Origin of the sequence: Pedobacter sp. BMA, assembly GCF_001027745.1 — a bacterium.
Taxonomy (GTDB): domain Bacteria; phylum Bacteroidota; class Bacteroidia; order Sphingobacteriales; family Sphingobacteriaceae; genus Pedobacter.
This window is the reverse complement of record NZ_LECU01000007.1, coordinates 57,258-71,094: the sequence shown is the minus strand read 5'-3', so window position 1 is coordinate 71,094 and position 13,837 is coordinate 57,258. Positions and strand designations below refer to the sequence as shown.

Sequence of the window (13,837 nt, the reverse complement as noted above, 5' to 3'; positions counted from 1 at the left end):
AAAAAGCCGGCTACCACATAATCGTTAACCGGCTGTTTTGTATATATTCTTATTGCAAACTTAAATCCAGTTGATTCCCTTTTTAAGCAGTTGCAGTGTTTTGTATTCTTCAGAATCAACAGCTGGTTGTACATTGTAACCCCAATTGGCTTGTGGAGGCAAACTCATTAAAATCGATTCAATCCGGCCATTGGTTTCAAGTCCAAATTTAGTACCTGAATCATATACCAGATTAAATTCCACATAGCGGCTTCGCCGCTGATATTGCCAGTCTTTTTGAATCTCAGTAAACGATTTGTCGCGGTTTCGATCAATAAGCTCAGTATAAATAGGCAAAAATGTTTCTCCGATATTGGCAGAAAAATCCAGAATTTCTTCCCAGGATAAATTGGTTTGCTCAGGTTTTAACCGGTCGTAAAAAATTCCACCAATGCCCCGGGTTTCCTCACGGTGTTTAATATAAAAATAATCATCAGCATGCTGCTTGAATTTAGGATAGAAATCCGGATTGAATTCGTCACAGGCATTTTTTAATTTGTGATGGAAAAAACGTGCATCATTTTCGAAAACGTAATGAGGTGTTAAATCGATGCCGCCACCAAACCAGCGGGTTTCCTCATTTAATTCAAAATACCGAATATTCATGTGAATAATCGGCACCAATGGATGGTTTGGGTGAATCACAATGGATACTCCCGTCGCAAAAAAGTCGTCTTCAGTTACGTTAAAAGCTTTTTTTATCGCCTCCGGTAGCTTGCCGTAAACAGCTGAAAAATTAACTCCGCCTTTTTCAATAATTGACCCGTTTTGCATGATACGGGTGCGGCCGCCTCCCCCACCAGTTCTCTCCCATAATTCTTCCTCAAATTTACCCGTGCCGTCGGCAATTTCTAATCCCCTGCAAATTTCATCCTGAATTTGCCTGTAACGTGCTGCAACTTCTTCTTTAAACATCGCTGATCTTCTATCTGAAAACAAATCTAAAGCTATTCCACTACCAAATTTCATTTATATTTAGATAGTACATTTAATTGACACAGCAATAACTGCCTCGCAAACAGGTAAATTTTAGTTGACTATCTCCAATTGCGCATAAAAACCTATTCTTCCAGGTAATTTAAATCTTTATTGAAACTTTCTTTCAAAGATACCACCGATATCATGGCAATAACGGTTACGATCGCCATTAAAATAAAGCCTGCAGTAACAATATTATACTGATGAACGAAAAATTCGAATAAGACTGTTATCGGAATTAATGCGCCACGCACGAAGTTCGGGGCGGTTGTGGTAACGGTCGAACGGATATTGGTTCCAAACTGCTCGGCAGCAATAGTGACGAAGGTTGCCCAATAGCCAACGGCGAAGCCCATAACTAAACAAATCAAAATAAAGTTGCTTTCGGTAAGGTCTTTACTGGTAAGGTATAATATAACGGTTAACACCGATAGCGTCTGGAAAATTAAAACTGTCTTTTTACGCGACTTCAGTAGTTGTGCAAGGAAACCACAAACAACATCGCCAACAGCGATGCCAAAATAGGTGTACATGATACCGGTGCCGGCATTCAGCACATCTTTCGCACCCAATGCTTTGCCTATTTCCGGGCTTTGAGTAACCAGGATGCCTACAATAAACCAAAGCGGTAAACCCAGGCATATACAGGCCAGGTATTTCAAAAACCGCTTGCGATCAGAAAAAAGCATAAAGAAATTGCCTTTGGATACGTCTTCATTCTGCTCTGCGTGTTTAAACATGCCTGATTCAAAGGTGCCAACACGCAAAAGCAGCAGCAGTAATCCCATTCCACCTCCAACAAAATAAGAGGTTTGCCAGGTAAAGTGCTTGCCTATTGTAGCTGCCGCTGCCGCACCAAGCAAGCCTATCCCTGCCACAACCATCGTACCGTATCCCCTTTTTTCTTTGTCCATGGTTTCCGTTACCAGCGTAATACCGGCACCCAGCTCACCCGCAAGGCCGATACCAGCGATAAACCGGATAATCGCATAATTGTGTACATCAGTAGCAAAACCATTAGCGATGTTCGCCAGCGAATACATTAAAATAGAACCAAAAAGTACTTTGATACGGCCGAACTTATCACCGATAATACCCCACAATAGTCCGCCTAATAAAAGGCCAAACATTTGCATATTAATTACATACTCTCCGTCTGTTCGCATCTGTTCTGGAGAAACACCGATGTCTGCAAAACTTTTTAGTCTGACTACAGAAAATAATACTAAATCATAGATATCTACGAAGTAACCAAGGGCGGCTACAATAACTAAGAAAATGACGTTTCGGCTGGTGGTTTTGGAATTCATTTAAATACTTGGTTTAACCGCTGAAAGTACGAATTAGCGCAAATATTTAAAATAGATTATTAAAATAAAAAACCACTCCTGGTTGGGAGTGGTTTTCGTATTTCCTACATTGGAGGCATTTTCTTTGTTGTGTCTGGTGGCATCGTCTTCGACGTGTCAGGAGGCGTTGTCGTTTTTGTCGTATCCATCGGTGTGGTAGTGGTCGAATCCGTCATAGTACTGTCTGATGAACCAGCCATATTTTTAGACGAATTGCATGCTGATGTGGCAATCATTAAAGTACCAGCAAAAGCAAGACTTAAAATTATTTTTTTCATAGTTTTTATTGTTATCTGTATTGCTTAACAACCTAAGTGTCATTTGGTTTTAATTTTTTGTTCATCCGGTAATAAAACTGCGACATAAAGTCGAACGATAAATATGACATAAACATCATCCCCAAAACTTTAAAAGGTGATAAAACTTTCTGATATTAGTAAGTATGATGATTTCTCAAAACACACTCAAATGGGTAATGCGTTTCTATCCGCCATTATTCTTTCAGCGCATTTGGGTGCAGAAGTTTGATGAAGATTTTCGAAGCTGTACAGTAAAAATCAGCAAAAGCTTCTTAAATAAAAACTACAACGGCTCTATTTTTGGAGGAACAATTTATGCTGCTACAGATCCTTTCTATGCACTTTTATTCGATCAACTCATGCAGCGCAGGGGTTTTAAAGTTAGAGTATGGCTCAAAAGCGCTTCCATTCAATACCTCAAGCCAGGCCGCTCTAATCTTTACTTTACCATTCGCCTTACCGATGCAATGGTCGCTGAAGCTGAAGAAGCTTTAAAAACCGATGGAAAGTTTGTCAAGGCTTACCCAATGGAAATCACAAATAAGAATGGTGAGCTTTGTGCCACCGTTATGAACGAAGTTTATGTCCGGAACCTGCATCAGGGCGAAGAGCCAAGTGTTGCTTATTGATATGTAATTATGCCGAGTATTAAAAGTTTGATTCTGCAGGGCGAAGGTGTCAGGCTTGATTTTAAGAAAACCATAACCAACACCGAAAAAATTGCCAAAAGCTTAGTTGCCTTTTCCAATAATAAGGGAGGTAAATTGCTCATCGGGGTGGCTGATGATGGATCGATAAAAGGTGTAAAATCCGAGGAAGAAGAAAAATACATGATCCTAACCGCTGCACACCAGTGTTGTAAGCCTGCAATTGAGCCATCTTTTGAAGAGATTTACGTTGATGATAAACTCGTTTTGGTCGTTAATATTCCCGAAAGTGACACCAAGCCGCATTATGCAATAGATGATCAAAAAAAATGGTGGGCATATATCCGCATTGATGATAAAAGCGTGCTGGCAAGCAAAATTATAGTCGAGGTGCTCAAAAATGAGCATAAAGACAATGGGGTACTCATCTCCTACTCTGAAAACGAAAAGAAATTGTTGGAGTACCTGGATAAAAATGAGCAAATCACGCTGAAGGAGTTTAGTAAACTACTTCGCTTATCATACAGGAAAGCCCAGAAAATTCTCGTCAACCTCGTTTTAACCAACGTAATCAAAACCCACACTACAGAAAAAGAGGAGTATTTTACGGCTGTAAAATAATCCATAATGTAACTTACTTACATCTGTCTGTCTTTTTTGATACTTAAAAAACCGACCTTTGCAGGCTTATGTTAGCAAAATTCTATTCCAGATATAAACCTTATTATAAAGAAAATCTACATTTAGCCCTGCCAATCGTCGGCTCACAAGTGGGACACACCCTTGTGCATATGGCCGATAGCGTTATCGTAGGGCACTTTACCGATACAACACAGCTTGCTGCCGTATCGCTCGTAAATAGTATTTTCATCCTCATTATGGTAATTGGATTAGGGATCTCCTATGGCTTAACTCCGCTTATTGCCCAGGAACATGGCCGCCAGAATGATGAGGAATGTGGCAGATTGCTTTCCAATAGTTTAATCATTAATGTATTTGTTGGCATTATACTCTACATGCTTGTCCACTTTGGAGTGCTGCTAATCATCGATCACCTGGGCCAAACACCTGCCGTGGTTACCTATGCGAAACCTTACCTGGGGCTGCTCTCCGTTTCCATTATTCCTTTATTGGTTTTCCAGACTTTTAAGCAATTCGCAGAGGGACTAGGATTTACCAAACAGGCCATGTTCGTATCTATATGGGGTAATGCAGTAAACATTATCCTCGGGATCGTATTTGTAAAAGGAATGTTCGGCATCAAACCTATGGGCGTTAGTGGTGTAGGTTTGAGTACATTAATCGACAGACTTTTAATGGCAACGGTAATGGCCATTTATGTATTAAGGTCAAAACATTTCAAAAAATACCTTGCTGGTTTTAAAATTACATTCATTGATAAATTAAGGGCAATGAAGATTATTAAAATTGGTGCTCCTGTAGCGATGCAGTATTCTTTCGAGATTAGCGCTTTTAGCGGCGCTGCCGTGTTAATCGGTACAATCGGTGCAGTGGAGCAGGCAGCACATCAAATTGCCATCAGTCTCGCTGCAATGACTTATATGATTGCAAGCGGCATTGCGTCAGCGGCCACCATCAAAACCGGGAATAATTTTGGGAAGAAGAATTTCGCCGATCTTCGGAAATCGGCAATTGCAAGTTATCATGTCGTTCTCCTTTTTATGAGCTGTACAGCCATCATATTCGTTTTGGCGCATCAGGTTTTACCGTTCATATACACCGAAGATCTGAGTGTGGTGAAAATTGCAGCACAACTGCTCATTATTGCAGGTTTCTTTCAGCTTTTTGATGGTACCCAGGTTGTGGGTTTGGGTGTACTCCGCGGTATCGGAGACGTAAATGTCCCAACAATAATTACTTTTCTGGCTTATTGGGTCGTGGGTATTCCCGTAGGTTACCTGTTAGGTTTGAAATTTGGACTAGGCGTTAACGGAATCTGGTATGGTTTAACAATAGGATTGTTAACCGCATCGGTACTCCTCTTTCTAAGGTTTCAAAATAAAACAAGAATGCTTAATGGCGACACCATTATTTTCCCCCAACATTAACCACTACACCAACTGTAAAAATTGAATTACCTGCAGTCATATAATCCCTGTTTTTAAGGCCTATATTACTACTGGTAGTATATTGTAGCTGAATGTTTTTGCTCAGGCCCATTCTGGTAAAGAAAATCGGCTCAAAGAAAATATTGTCTTCCTTCGGCAGTACAATTCCATTCAGGAAAAACCTGTCCATCTTCACATGGCTGATCCTTAAAGCTGTGCCGTAATTGATGGGAAAATCCTTGCCGAAAAGATGTAGATTGTTTTTACGTTTTGAGCTGTAGTTCACCTGCAGAAATGATTTGCGGTAGTCTACTTCCTGAAGCTCAGAACTCACCAGCACATCATTTTTAAAGTCCCGGTTAGTAATATCACTCCACCCTTTTCCCACACCACCATAAATTTCAATAATCCGGTTGTTGTCCGGCCCAAAGGTGTCAAAATAACCTCCGCCAATTTCAATCAGCTTGTGGCTAAAATCTTTACTTCTGCGCTCACTTTGCATAGTAGAGCCACTGGCAAGTATTCCGATATGATCAGAGATAGCATATGCCCCATTAATACTGGCATTTCCTTTTAATGAAATGTGTCCGCCACCACTAAATTCACCTTGCTTGCTAAGCATCGGTGTATTTGGAACATTGGGCATGTAAACGGAAGAACAACCCGAAGCAAAAAGCGCTAATACCGGAATAGCGAAACGTAAGTATTTATTCATAGATGTTTTATAAACAGCATTTCGAGAGAAAAATTGTGCTAAAGTTTCATTTTCATCAAATCCATCACCCTTTTAAATTCATCATGAAGATTAGCCTGGATATGTACCTGATCTCCTGTCTTCGGATGGAGAAAACTCAACTCTGAAGCATGCAGCAACATCGTCGTCATGTCCCACTTTTCCAGGAACAATTTGTTTTGCTTATTGCAACCATGCGTTCGGTCGCCAATTATGGGATGGAAAATATGACTAAAATGCCTTCTCAACTGGTGCATTCTGCCGGTTTTAGGGTTGGCTTCCACAAGAGAATATCTGGATGTGGGATGTTTACCCATGGGAACATCAATCTCGGCCCGCTGCAAGGTTTTAAATGCCGTAAATGCCTCTTGCATCGTCCCATTCTCCTTCGCCAGCGGATGATCAATATCCATTGCATCAGGTGCGTAGCCCCGGAGTATGGCCAGATATTTCTTGTTCGTTTGTGTATTCATAAATTGCTGTTGCATAGCAATTTCGGTTTCTTTATCAAAAGCAAACAATAAAATTCCACTTGTCTTCCGGTCTATGCGATGAGTGGGGTTAACATGCCTTCCAACCTGGTCACGTAGCATTTGAAGCGCAAATTCCGTAGCGTCTTTTGCTATGGAGGATTTATGCACCAGTAGCCCGTGTGGTTTATTAATAGCGATTAAATGCTCATCCTGATAAACGATTTCCAACATGCCGCGAAGATAATCATATTTTGGGCATCAAGCCTACTCAAATAAATCAAAAGCCAGCCGGTACGTGTTACAGTGCGCATCCACAATATCTTTGATATCTTGCGAATAACCACCACCCATACTGATTTGCATGGGCAGCGCCTTCGTTTTACAGTACTGAAGAACAATCCGGTCCCGCTCCTTACAACCATTTCGGCTTAGCGAGAGTTTGCCCAGCTTATCGGTGGCCAGCACATCAACGCCTGAAAGGTAGAAGACGAAATCCGGTTTTGATCGCTCGAATGCTTTTTTCAAATTACTTTCCATAATCGAGAGATATTCCTCATCCTCAATACCATCATTCAATGGAACATCAAGATTTGAAACCTCTTTTCTAAATGGAAAATTTTTGTCTCCATGTACCGAAAACGTAAAAACACGGGGCTCTTTGGTAAAGATCTCTGCAGTCCCGTTTCCCTGATGTACATCTAAATCGATAATTAAGATTCGCTTGGCTAAATTTTTATCCAGCAGGTAATTAGCTGCAATTGCCTGGTCGTTAAGCAAACAAAATCCCTCACCCCAATTGCTGCCGGCATGGTGGGTGCCACCCGCAACATTAAAAGCAATTCCAGCTTCCATAGCATACCTCGCTCCCTCAATCGTACCCTGTGCAATCATCAGCTCCCTTTCCACCAGCTTGGCGCTCAAGGGAAAGCCGGTTCTGCGCTGGTCTTTAGGTGATAATGTTAAATCACGAAGCTGCTCCCAATAGTTTTTTTCGTGCGTCAACAGGATCGTTGCCTCATCAACAAGTCCCGGCTGAAACAAATGTGCCTGTGATACGGTTCCCTCATGCAGCAATTGTTCAGGAATCAGCTCATACTTTAACATCGGAAACCGATGCCCCTCAGGAAGCAGATGCGCGTAAATGGGATGCCAGGCAATCTTAATCATTAACTTAAAATCTCCTCCACGTGTTTCTCAATATTGTTGCAAATGGTGTCCACAGGCAGGTCATTTGCATCGTATCCAAACGGATCTTCTATTTCTTCAGCTATCAGCTCCAAACTAGCTAATACATAGAGGATAAAAGGCACAATTAATACCAGGTAATACCCCAGACTGAATACCCATCCGATTGGAATGGTAAGCACATAAATGAAAATAAATTTCTTGATAAATGCACTGTAAGAAAAAGGGATTGGTGTATTTTTAATTCGTTCACAGCCACCACATATATCCGTGAACTGATTCACATCAGCAGTCAAAACAATTAGCTGCTCCTGCGAAATGTGCCCTGCAGCAGTCAAATCGTAAAGCCTGGATATCATGCTGCTCGCAATCTGGTTAGGGATATGCTTCCCTTCAGTTACCTCAATCAGAAAACTGTTCTTTCCAAAGTATTTCTTTTCACGCATGTGTTCCTTTAAAGCAAAAGCATATTTGGGTATACCATATTCAAAAAAGCGCGTATCCTCTTCAGGAAGTTTCAGAGCTTTGATTTTCATCGCAAAATTCCTGCTCACATTGGTTAGTGCGCCCAGGAGCTTACGGCCATCCCACCAACGATCATATGAGGTATTGGTTCTGAAAACCAGGAGCATCGAAATTACAAAGCCAAGCAGGCTGTGCATCATGCCGATATTGCTTACATAGTCGCTTTTGGATAATTTAAAGACATGAAGTTCCAGAAACGAAATCACCCCCGAAAAACCCGCTACACTCAGCATCAGCGGCCACAGTTTTCTGAAAGTATCCGCTTTATGGATATGGAAGATAAAAGTAAACCAGTCTTTCGGATTATAGTTGATCATCTTGTGTTATTGAAGATTCAATACTTTTTTTGTTACGGCAAGCAGTGCCTCTCCCGTCAGGTAAATATCCTCAAAAGAATTGTACAGGGGAATTGGGCTTAAACGAATCACATCCGGCTCCCGCCAGTCTCCCAGAATATGATTTTCAAACAGCCCGTCAAAAATAAGTTTCCCTTTTTGCTTTGCAATGATGGATAGCTGCGCCCCCCGGGCACTGCTGTCTTTCGGAGTGATAATTTTATATTGCTCCGTTCCAATTGCTGTATTAACCTGTTCTATAATGAATTCTAGATATTGGGTTAAAGCAATACTTTTAGTTCTTAATGGTGCTATAAACCCTGCATGCTCAAAAATTTGCAGAGATGCATGGTAGAGCGCCATCGGCATCACCTGGGTACAGCTCACCTGCCAGCCGTCGGCTCCGGCTTCAGGAATAAAACCTTTGGTCATTTTAAAACGCGTATTTTCCTGGTATCCCCACCATCCTGCAAAACGGTTCAGTTCCGTGTTGCCAAAGTGCTTCTCATGAACAAATATCCCGCTGATTCCCCCGGGGCCTGAGTTCTGGTATTTGTATGAACACCAGCAGGCGAAATCCACATCCCAGTCATGCAGTTTAACAGGTACATTTCCTGCGGCATGCGCAAGGTCCCATCCTACAATTGCACCAACCGAATGTCCCGCCTTTGTGATGGTCTCCATGTCATACCATTGACCAGTGTAGTAATTTATGCCACCAAAAAGCACAAGGGCAATTTCCTTGCCATTTGCTTCGATTTGTGTTACAATATCTTCTGTTCTAAGATTGTCCTCGCCTTCCCTTGGAAATACCTCTATAATCGCTTCTTTCGGGTCAAATCCGTGAAATCTCACCTGACTTTCAATAGCGTATTGATCGGATGGAAAAGCACCACCCTCCATTATAATCTTGAAACGTTTCTGGGTAGGACGATAAAAACTGACCATCAGTAAGTGTAGATTCACTGTCAAGGTATTCATCGGACATACTTCAGCAGGTAAAGCTCCAACAATCGGCGCCATCAGTTTTTTCAGTGCTTTGTGGTAAAACATCCAGGGTTCATCGCCGTCAAACCAGCCTTCAACCGCGTAGTTTGCCCAATTGTCAAGTTGCTTGACTAAAACATCTTTAGAAACTTTAGGTTGAAGCCCTAAAGAATTACCGCATAGGTAGATAAAATCCTTTCCCTGGTGCTTCGGAAATAAAAACTGCTCCCGGAATGCGCTTAATATATCAGCCTGGTCCAGGCTTCTGGCAAAGGCCAGATTGTTTTCTAATTTCATCGCCCCAATAATACAAAAAAAGCAGGTATTGTTGCCAATCCTGCTTTTCAAAGGGTATCTTTTGTTTAAAACTTTAATGTGTCATGTTTTCCCATGTCCGGGGTATCGCCGGTAACTACTGCTTTTAATATGCTAAATAAAACCACGATTTTGGATGACGATGCATCCCAGTATTCTGCTTCTTCTGGGGTTACCTTAATCAAGATCAATCGTGGATCTTCAATTCCGTCAGGAAACCAGGCTTTGATAAAAGGCGAGAAATAAGCTTCCTTACGTACTTTATCGTCCACCAGCTCAGCTTTGCCTTTTACAGTAAGATAAGTGTTTTTAGAGGGTTCGCTATAGGCCAGCAGCACGTTGTTGTCTTTAGAAATTTCCTTTGATTTTAGGGAGTATTCATTTGTATAAAACCAGATACTGCCGTCGTCTTCTATTTTCGCTGTGCCCATTGGTCTGCTGCCAAACTCATCTTTGGCAGAAAATGTAGTAAACATGCAGGTGCGGACACCCTCTGCCATTTCTTTTAAAATTGATATGTTTTTCTCGTTTTTCATTTTATGAGGTATTTAAATGAATAACAAGAGTGGATAGGAAATGTTTGATTCTAAACCTTATTCGGCTTGCTTACAAACTTATTGCCTTTTACAAAGAATCTCCAGGGCAGTAGCGCATGCTCTTTCGCATAGGCAATGCCCACACGTGGTGTTGCAGCAATATCTTCCTTCCCATATTCAATCTGATGATCTTCAATCCATACTTCCGCCCCGGATAAATCTTTTTTGTTAAAGGTACTGTTGATACCCAATGCTTTAGCTGCCGATCCCGGTCCTGACGATATTGCTGCTTTGGTTGCAGGCATGTTCCTCCTCTCCTCCATAAATTCCTTGCCAATCAGCGGCTCAATTGCCCTGATCAAAACCGCGTGCGGATCTCCTTCAATTGACGTTATCACATTGAATAGATGGTGCATCCCATAGCAAAGGTATACATAGGCTATTCCTCCGCTTTGATACATGGTTTCTGTACGGTTAGTTCTACGCCCACCGTAGGCATGTGAAGCTTTGTCATGGATTCCAAGATAAGCTTCTGTTTCAACGATAACTCCGGCAGAAACCTGACCATCGATATTCGTAAAAAGCACCTTACCCAGTAAATCCTGCGCTACACCTACAGCATCCTCATTCAAATAATAGTCTGCAGAAAGTTTCAATTGATATAGTTTTTTACTTTAGTAAAATAGAGATAACCTGTTCAAGATAAGTCTGATCTGTTTCATCAAAATGGTTCAGGAACTCACTGTCTACATCCAGCACGCCGATTACTTCATGACCTTTAATAAGCGGTAGAACAATTTCAGATCTTGATGCCGATGCGCAGGCAATATGCCCCGGGAACAGATCAACATCTGGAACGATTAGTGTTTTAGCCTCTTTCCACGACGAGCCGCAAACTCCTTTACCTTTTTGGATCCTCGTACAGGCCACAGGCCCCTGAAACGGACCCAATACCAGCTCGTCCGCTTTAACCAGGTAAAATCCTACCCAAAACCAGCCGAACTGCTCCTTCAGTGCAGCGGTAACGTTAGCCATGTTGGCTACAAAATCCGTTTCGCCATGCAGCAGTCCCTCAATTTGCGGAAGCAACGACTCATATTGCGCCGCTTTTGTTGTATTTCTGTTTATGATTAAATCTTCTGCCATAATCATCAAAGTTAAGAAATAACCGGGAGTTTGCTATCCTGCTTAATTTGTTTAGTTTTGACCGCTTATTCCATTTCTTACATGATCGTAGCATTAACCATAACTAGATTCAAAAGCCATTATATACCCTTTGCTTTCTTGGGGATGGCGCTGCTGCGTTTGCCGCTGTGGCTTAATGGTAAATGTGGTTTTTGGAAACTCATGGGGAGTGGTAAAAATGCGCAGGTAGATCTCGGGCCCGATTTCAAACATTGGGCATTGCTCACCACCTGGGCGAACCGCGGCGATTGCGATCACTTTTATCAGCATGCTTTCCCTGTTAAATGGTTCCGTAAATTTGGTGCAGAAGAGTTTACGATATTACTCAAGCCTTTATCTGCTCATGGTAAATGGTCAGGAAAACAGCCGTTTATATTTGATAAAACTCAAGAGAAGCTGTCCGGTCAAATAGCAGTCATCACCCGTGCAGCCATTCATTTGGGGAAGGTTAAAGAATTCAGAAGTAATGTCAAACGGGCGGCTGAAGCCATGCGTAAAGCTGATGGTTTCGTACTTTCCGCGGGTATAGGTGAAAACCCATTTTTAGATCAGGCAACTTTTTCCATTTGGGAAAGCCCCGAAGCCATGAAGAAGTACGCTTATCAATCATTCGACCATTCCGATGTGATCAAACTGACCAGAGACCGTAAATGGTACAGTGAAGAACTCTTTGCCCGTTTTGCTGTCATAGAAAGCACAGGTACGCTAAATGGTCAATCAATAAGTTAAATCCATTCACAAATTCACTCAATCAATAATTCAATATCAAACACTATGAGAGTCATCGCCGAACTTCCACATCCCGAATGTAAGATTTCCATCTTTTCCATGAACCAGAAATTCATCATTAAGTTTGAACAGGGTACTTTTGAGCAAAGCTACAAACTAGCCGAACTTGATCTGAGTGGTGGCGGTGTAAATGATGTATTCGAGATTCTTGACGAAGAATTTATTGCCACGGTAATTGAACGGTTTAAATTAATGCGGACTGACTTTACGGCGGCTTATAAAAGACATCAATATTAGATGTAACCAATGTTAACTACCTGATTTTCAGTTTTTAATTCTGGTGTTCAAAATATTATTCTGCGATTAGGGCTATTAAAGGTTGTAACGCCATTCAATATTCTCTAAAAACACTTTAGATGACTTTTCTTAATCTCCTGGATCATAGTAGTATAAATAAATGCACAAAATAATATTCTGCTATTGATTTTCGCCAAATATCTTTTACTTCTTCTTTTGTCTAAATAGAAATATACCTTAACCCCGACCAGCCATATCCATTAATTTCCGGGCTAAATCTTTTCCCAGGTAGCCATCAATAATAGCATGAACGATATAAAGAATCGGAGTCATTAAAATAGCCACGATAAATTTATAAGCATAATTTACCAATCCTATAGCTGCCACCATTTGCCAGCTATAGTGGTACTGTGGGTTTAGATAGAAGGCAATAAAAATAACCACAAAGCTATCTATAAGCTGAGATACTAACGTAGAACCAGTTGCCCGTAACCACAATGCCCGCTCCCCTGTTATCTTTTTAATTCTGTGGAAAATTAAAACATCCGCAAGCTGGCCCACAATGAAGGCGATTATCGAACCGACGATAATCCACATACCCTGACCAAAAATTCCTGCAAATGCGTTGTTCATGTTCAGGTCCTCACCATTTATTTTCTGGTGTACCCAAAAATCTGCAGCACTTAAATGCATAGATCCCCAAACCACTATAAATGCGAAGGCAATCAGCACTGATGTAAGTATAGAAAGAAACCTCACCTGTTTCACACCGAAATATTCATTGATAATATCCGTCATAATGAAAATGATTGGCCAGGTTAAAACACCTGCAGACATTACAAACGAAAGATTCGGTACGCCGAATAAGTTGATATCGAACTTTTTAAAACCAAGGGTTTCTTCGACACTGAATAATTTGACGCCAATAAATTCTGATAAGATCGCATTGGCCACAAAAAAACTCCCCAGGATGAGAAGTAAACGGCTTTCTTTAGTTTTAAAAGTCATAGCCCATAAATCTAAAGATAAATCGTTTCAATTCTCAGGTTTTAAATGTTAATTTTTAAAAGCAATGACCTTTTTACAATCGTTCGACCATAAAAATAGGTTAAGAAGTTAAATCTCCCAATCTTTGCGCCGCTCAAAACTAGTAAAC

The 13,837-nt window shown here is 41.2% G+C and carries 16 protein-coding genes; 5 read left to right on the top strand and 11 right to left on the bottom strand.

Annotation, left to right across the window (positions count from 1 at the left end):
• Positions 1-60: 60 nt before the first annotated feature.
• Both hemF and AB669_RS16760 read right to left on the bottom strand, forming a co-directional pair.
• Entirely contained in the window at positions 61-954 is an 894-nt protein-coding gene (gene hemF, locus AB669_RS16765; RefSeq protein ID WP_047800756.1) for an oxygen-dependent coproporphyrinogen oxidase, read from the bottom strand.
• Positions 955-1,100: 146 nt separating this feature from the next.
• Positions 1,101-2,327, bottom strand: a complete 1,227-nt coding sequence (locus AB669_RS16760; protein WP_047800500.1) for an MFS transporter — start codon at positions 2,325-2,327, stop codon at positions 1,101-1,103.
• Between the two features lie 481 nt (positions 2,328-2,808).
• Here AB669_RS16760 and AB669_RS16750 point away from each other — a divergent pair, with 481 nt between their 5' ends.
• From AB669_RS16750 to AB669_RS16740, 3 genes are all read left to right on the top strand, one after another.
• Positions 2,809-3,294 (top strand): DUF4442 domain-containing protein, encoded by a 486-nt coding sequence (locus AB669_RS16750; RefSeq protein ID WP_047800498.1) that lies wholly within the window; start codon positions 2,809-2,811, stop codon positions 3,292-3,294.
• Positions 3,295-3,303: 9 nt separating this feature from the next.
• The gene (locus AB669_RS16745) at positions 3,304-3,933 is read left to right on the top strand and encodes a helix-turn-helix domain-containing protein (RefSeq protein ID WP_047800497.1); all 630 of its coding nucleotides are present in this window, start codon (positions 3,304-3,306) and stop codon (positions 3,931-3,933) included.
• Positions 3,934-4,001: 68 nt separating this feature from the next.
• Positions 4,002-5,381, top strand: a complete 1,380-nt coding sequence (locus tag AB669_RS16740) for an MATE family efflux transporter (protein WP_047800496.1) — start codon at positions 4,002-4,004, stop codon at positions 5,379-5,381.
• Here AB669_RS16740 and AB669_RS16735 read toward each other — a convergent pair.
• The 8 genes from AB669_RS16735 to AB669_RS16700 form a co-directional block, all read right to left on the bottom strand.
• Positions 5,362-6,096, bottom strand: a complete 735-nt coding sequence (locus AB669_RS16735) for a hypothetical protein (RefSeq protein WP_047800495.1) — start codon at positions 6,094-6,096, stop codon at positions 5,362-5,364. The two genes, AB669_RS16740 and AB669_RS16735, sit on opposite strands and share 20 nt — an antisense overlap.
• A 38-nt stretch (positions 6,097-6,134) precedes the next feature.
• On the bottom strand, positions 6,135-6,818 hold the full coding sequence (locus tag AB669_RS16730; RefSeq protein WP_047800494.1) for a pseudouridine synthase: 684 nt from the start codon (positions 6,816-6,818) through the stop codon (positions 6,135-6,137).
• A gap of 33 nt (positions 6,819-6,851) precedes the next feature.
• Positions 6,852-7,754 carry a histone deacetylase gene (locus AB669_RS16725; RefSeq protein ID WP_047800493.1) on the bottom strand — a complete coding sequence of 301 codons (903 nt, stop codon included), beginning with the start codon at positions 7,752-7,754 and terminating at the stop codon, positions 6,852-6,854.
• Positions 7,754-8,614 carry a bestrophin family protein gene (locus AB669_RS16720; protein WP_047800492.1) on the bottom strand — a complete coding sequence of 287 codons (861 nt, stop codon included), beginning with the start codon at positions 8,612-8,614 and terminating at the stop codon, positions 7,754-7,756. The genes AB669_RS16725 and AB669_RS16720 overlap by 1 nt, the downstream gene beginning before the upstream one ends.
• 6 nt (positions 8,615-8,620) lie before the next feature.
• Positions 8,621-9,916 carry a kynureninase gene (gene kynU, locus AB669_RS16715; protein ID WP_047800491.1) on the bottom strand — a complete coding sequence of 432 codons (1,296 nt, stop codon included), beginning with the start codon at positions 9,914-9,916 and terminating at the stop codon, positions 8,621-8,623.
• Between the two features lie 65 nt (positions 9,917-9,981).
• Complete coding sequence (locus tag AB669_RS16710) at positions 9,982-10,470, bottom strand: pyridoxamine 5'-phosphate oxidase family protein (RefSeq protein WP_047800490.1); 489 nt, start codon at positions 10,468-10,470, stop codon at positions 9,982-9,984.
• Positions 10,471-10,520: 50 nt separating this feature from the next.
• On the bottom strand, positions 10,521-11,126 hold the full coding sequence (locus AB669_RS16705) for a DNA-3-methyladenine glycosylase (protein WP_047800489.1): 606 nt from the start codon (positions 11,124-11,126) through the stop codon (positions 10,521-10,523).
• Between the two features lie 13 nt (positions 11,127-11,139).
• The gene (locus AB669_RS16700) at positions 11,140-11,616 is read right to left on the bottom strand and encodes a GAF domain-containing protein (RefSeq protein ID WP_047800488.1); all 477 of its coding nucleotides are present in this window, start codon (positions 11,614-11,616) and stop codon (positions 11,140-11,142) included.
• An 81-nt stretch (positions 11,617-11,697) separates the two neighbouring features.
• On the opposite strand from AB669_RS16700, the gene AB669_RS16695 reads away from it, so the two are divergent.
• Positions 11,698-12,384: a DUF3291 domain-containing protein gene (locus AB669_RS16695; protein WP_047800487.1), complete on the top strand. Its 687-nt coding sequence runs from the start codon at positions 11,698-11,700 to the stop codon at positions 12,382-12,384.
• A 45-nt stretch (positions 12,385-12,429) separates the two neighbouring features.
• Complete coding sequence (locus AB669_RS16690) at positions 12,430-12,681, top strand: hypothetical protein (protein ID WP_047800486.1); 252 nt, start codon at positions 12,430-12,432, stop codon at positions 12,679-12,681.
• Between the two features lie 237 nt (positions 12,682-12,918).
• Here the strand turns inward: AB669_RS16690 and AB669_RS16685 are convergent, their stop codons facing one another.
• Positions 12,919-13,689 carry a queuosine precursor transporter gene (locus tag AB669_RS16685; protein WP_047800485.1) on the bottom strand — a complete coding sequence of 257 codons (771 nt, stop codon included), beginning with the start codon at positions 13,687-13,689 and terminating at the stop codon, positions 12,919-12,921.
• Positions 13,690-13,837 lie beyond the last annotated feature (148 nt).

What these genes read in the sequence shown, in the direction of transcription:
- hemF (WP_047800756.1), bottom strand. Translation starts at nt 954, where the DNA reads ATGTTTAAAGAAGAAGTTGCAGCACGTTACAGGCAAATTCAGGATGAA.
- AB669_RS16760 (WP_047800500.1), bottom strand. Translation starts at nt 2,327, where the DNA reads ATGAATTCCAAAACCACCAGCCGAAACGTCATTTTCTTAGTTATTGTA.
- AB669_RS16750 (WP_047800498.1), top strand. Translation starts at nt 2,809, where the DNA reads ATGATGATTTCTCAAAACACACTCAAATGGGTAATGCGTTTCTATCCG.
- AB669_RS16745 (WP_047800497.1), top strand. Translation starts at nt 3,304, where the DNA reads ATGCCGAGTATTAAAAGTTTGATTCTGCAGGGCGAAGGTGTCAGGCTT.
- AB669_RS16740 (WP_047800496.1), top strand. Translation starts at nt 4,002, where the DNA reads ATGTTAGCAAAATTCTATTCCAGATATAAACCTTATTATAAAGAAAAT.
- AB669_RS16735 (WP_047800495.1), bottom strand. Translation starts at nt 6,096, where the DNA reads ATGAATAAATACTTACGTTTCGCTATTCCGGTATTAGCGCTTTTTGCT.
- AB669_RS16730 (WP_047800494.1), bottom strand. Translation starts at nt 6,818, where the DNA reads ATGTTGGAAATCGTTTATCAGGATGAGCATTTAATCGCTATTAATAAA.
- AB669_RS16725 (WP_047800493.1), bottom strand. Translation starts at nt 7,754, where the DNA reads ATGATTAAGATTGCCTGGCATCCCATTTACGCGCATCTGCTTCCTGAG.
- AB669_RS16720 (WP_047800492.1), bottom strand. Translation starts at nt 8,614, where the DNA reads ATGATCAACTATAATCCGAAAGACTGGTTTACTTTTATCTTCCATATC.
- kynU (WP_047800491.1), bottom strand. Translation starts at nt 9,916, where the DNA reads ATGAAATTAGAAAACAATCTGGCCTTTGCCAGAAGCCTGGACCAGGCT.
- AB669_RS16710 (WP_047800490.1), bottom strand. Translation starts at nt 10,470, where the DNA reads ATGAAAAACGAGAAAAACATATCAATTTTAAAAGAAATGGCAGAGGGT.
- AB669_RS16700 (WP_047800488.1), bottom strand. Translation starts at nt 11,616, where the DNA reads ATGGCAGAAGATTTAATCATAAACAGAAATACAACAAAAGCGGCGCAA.
- AB669_RS16695 (WP_047800487.1), top strand. Translation starts at nt 11,698, where the DNA reads ATGATCGTAGCATTAACCATAACTAGATTCAAAAGCCATTATATACCC.
- AB669_RS16690 (WP_047800486.1), top strand. Translation starts at nt 12,430, where the DNA reads ATGAGAGTCATCGCCGAACTTCCACATCCCGAATGTAAGATTTCCATC.
- AB669_RS16685 (WP_047800485.1), bottom strand. Translation starts at nt 13,689, where the DNA reads ATGACTTTTAAAACTAAAGAAAGCCGTTTACTTCTCATCCTGGGGAGT.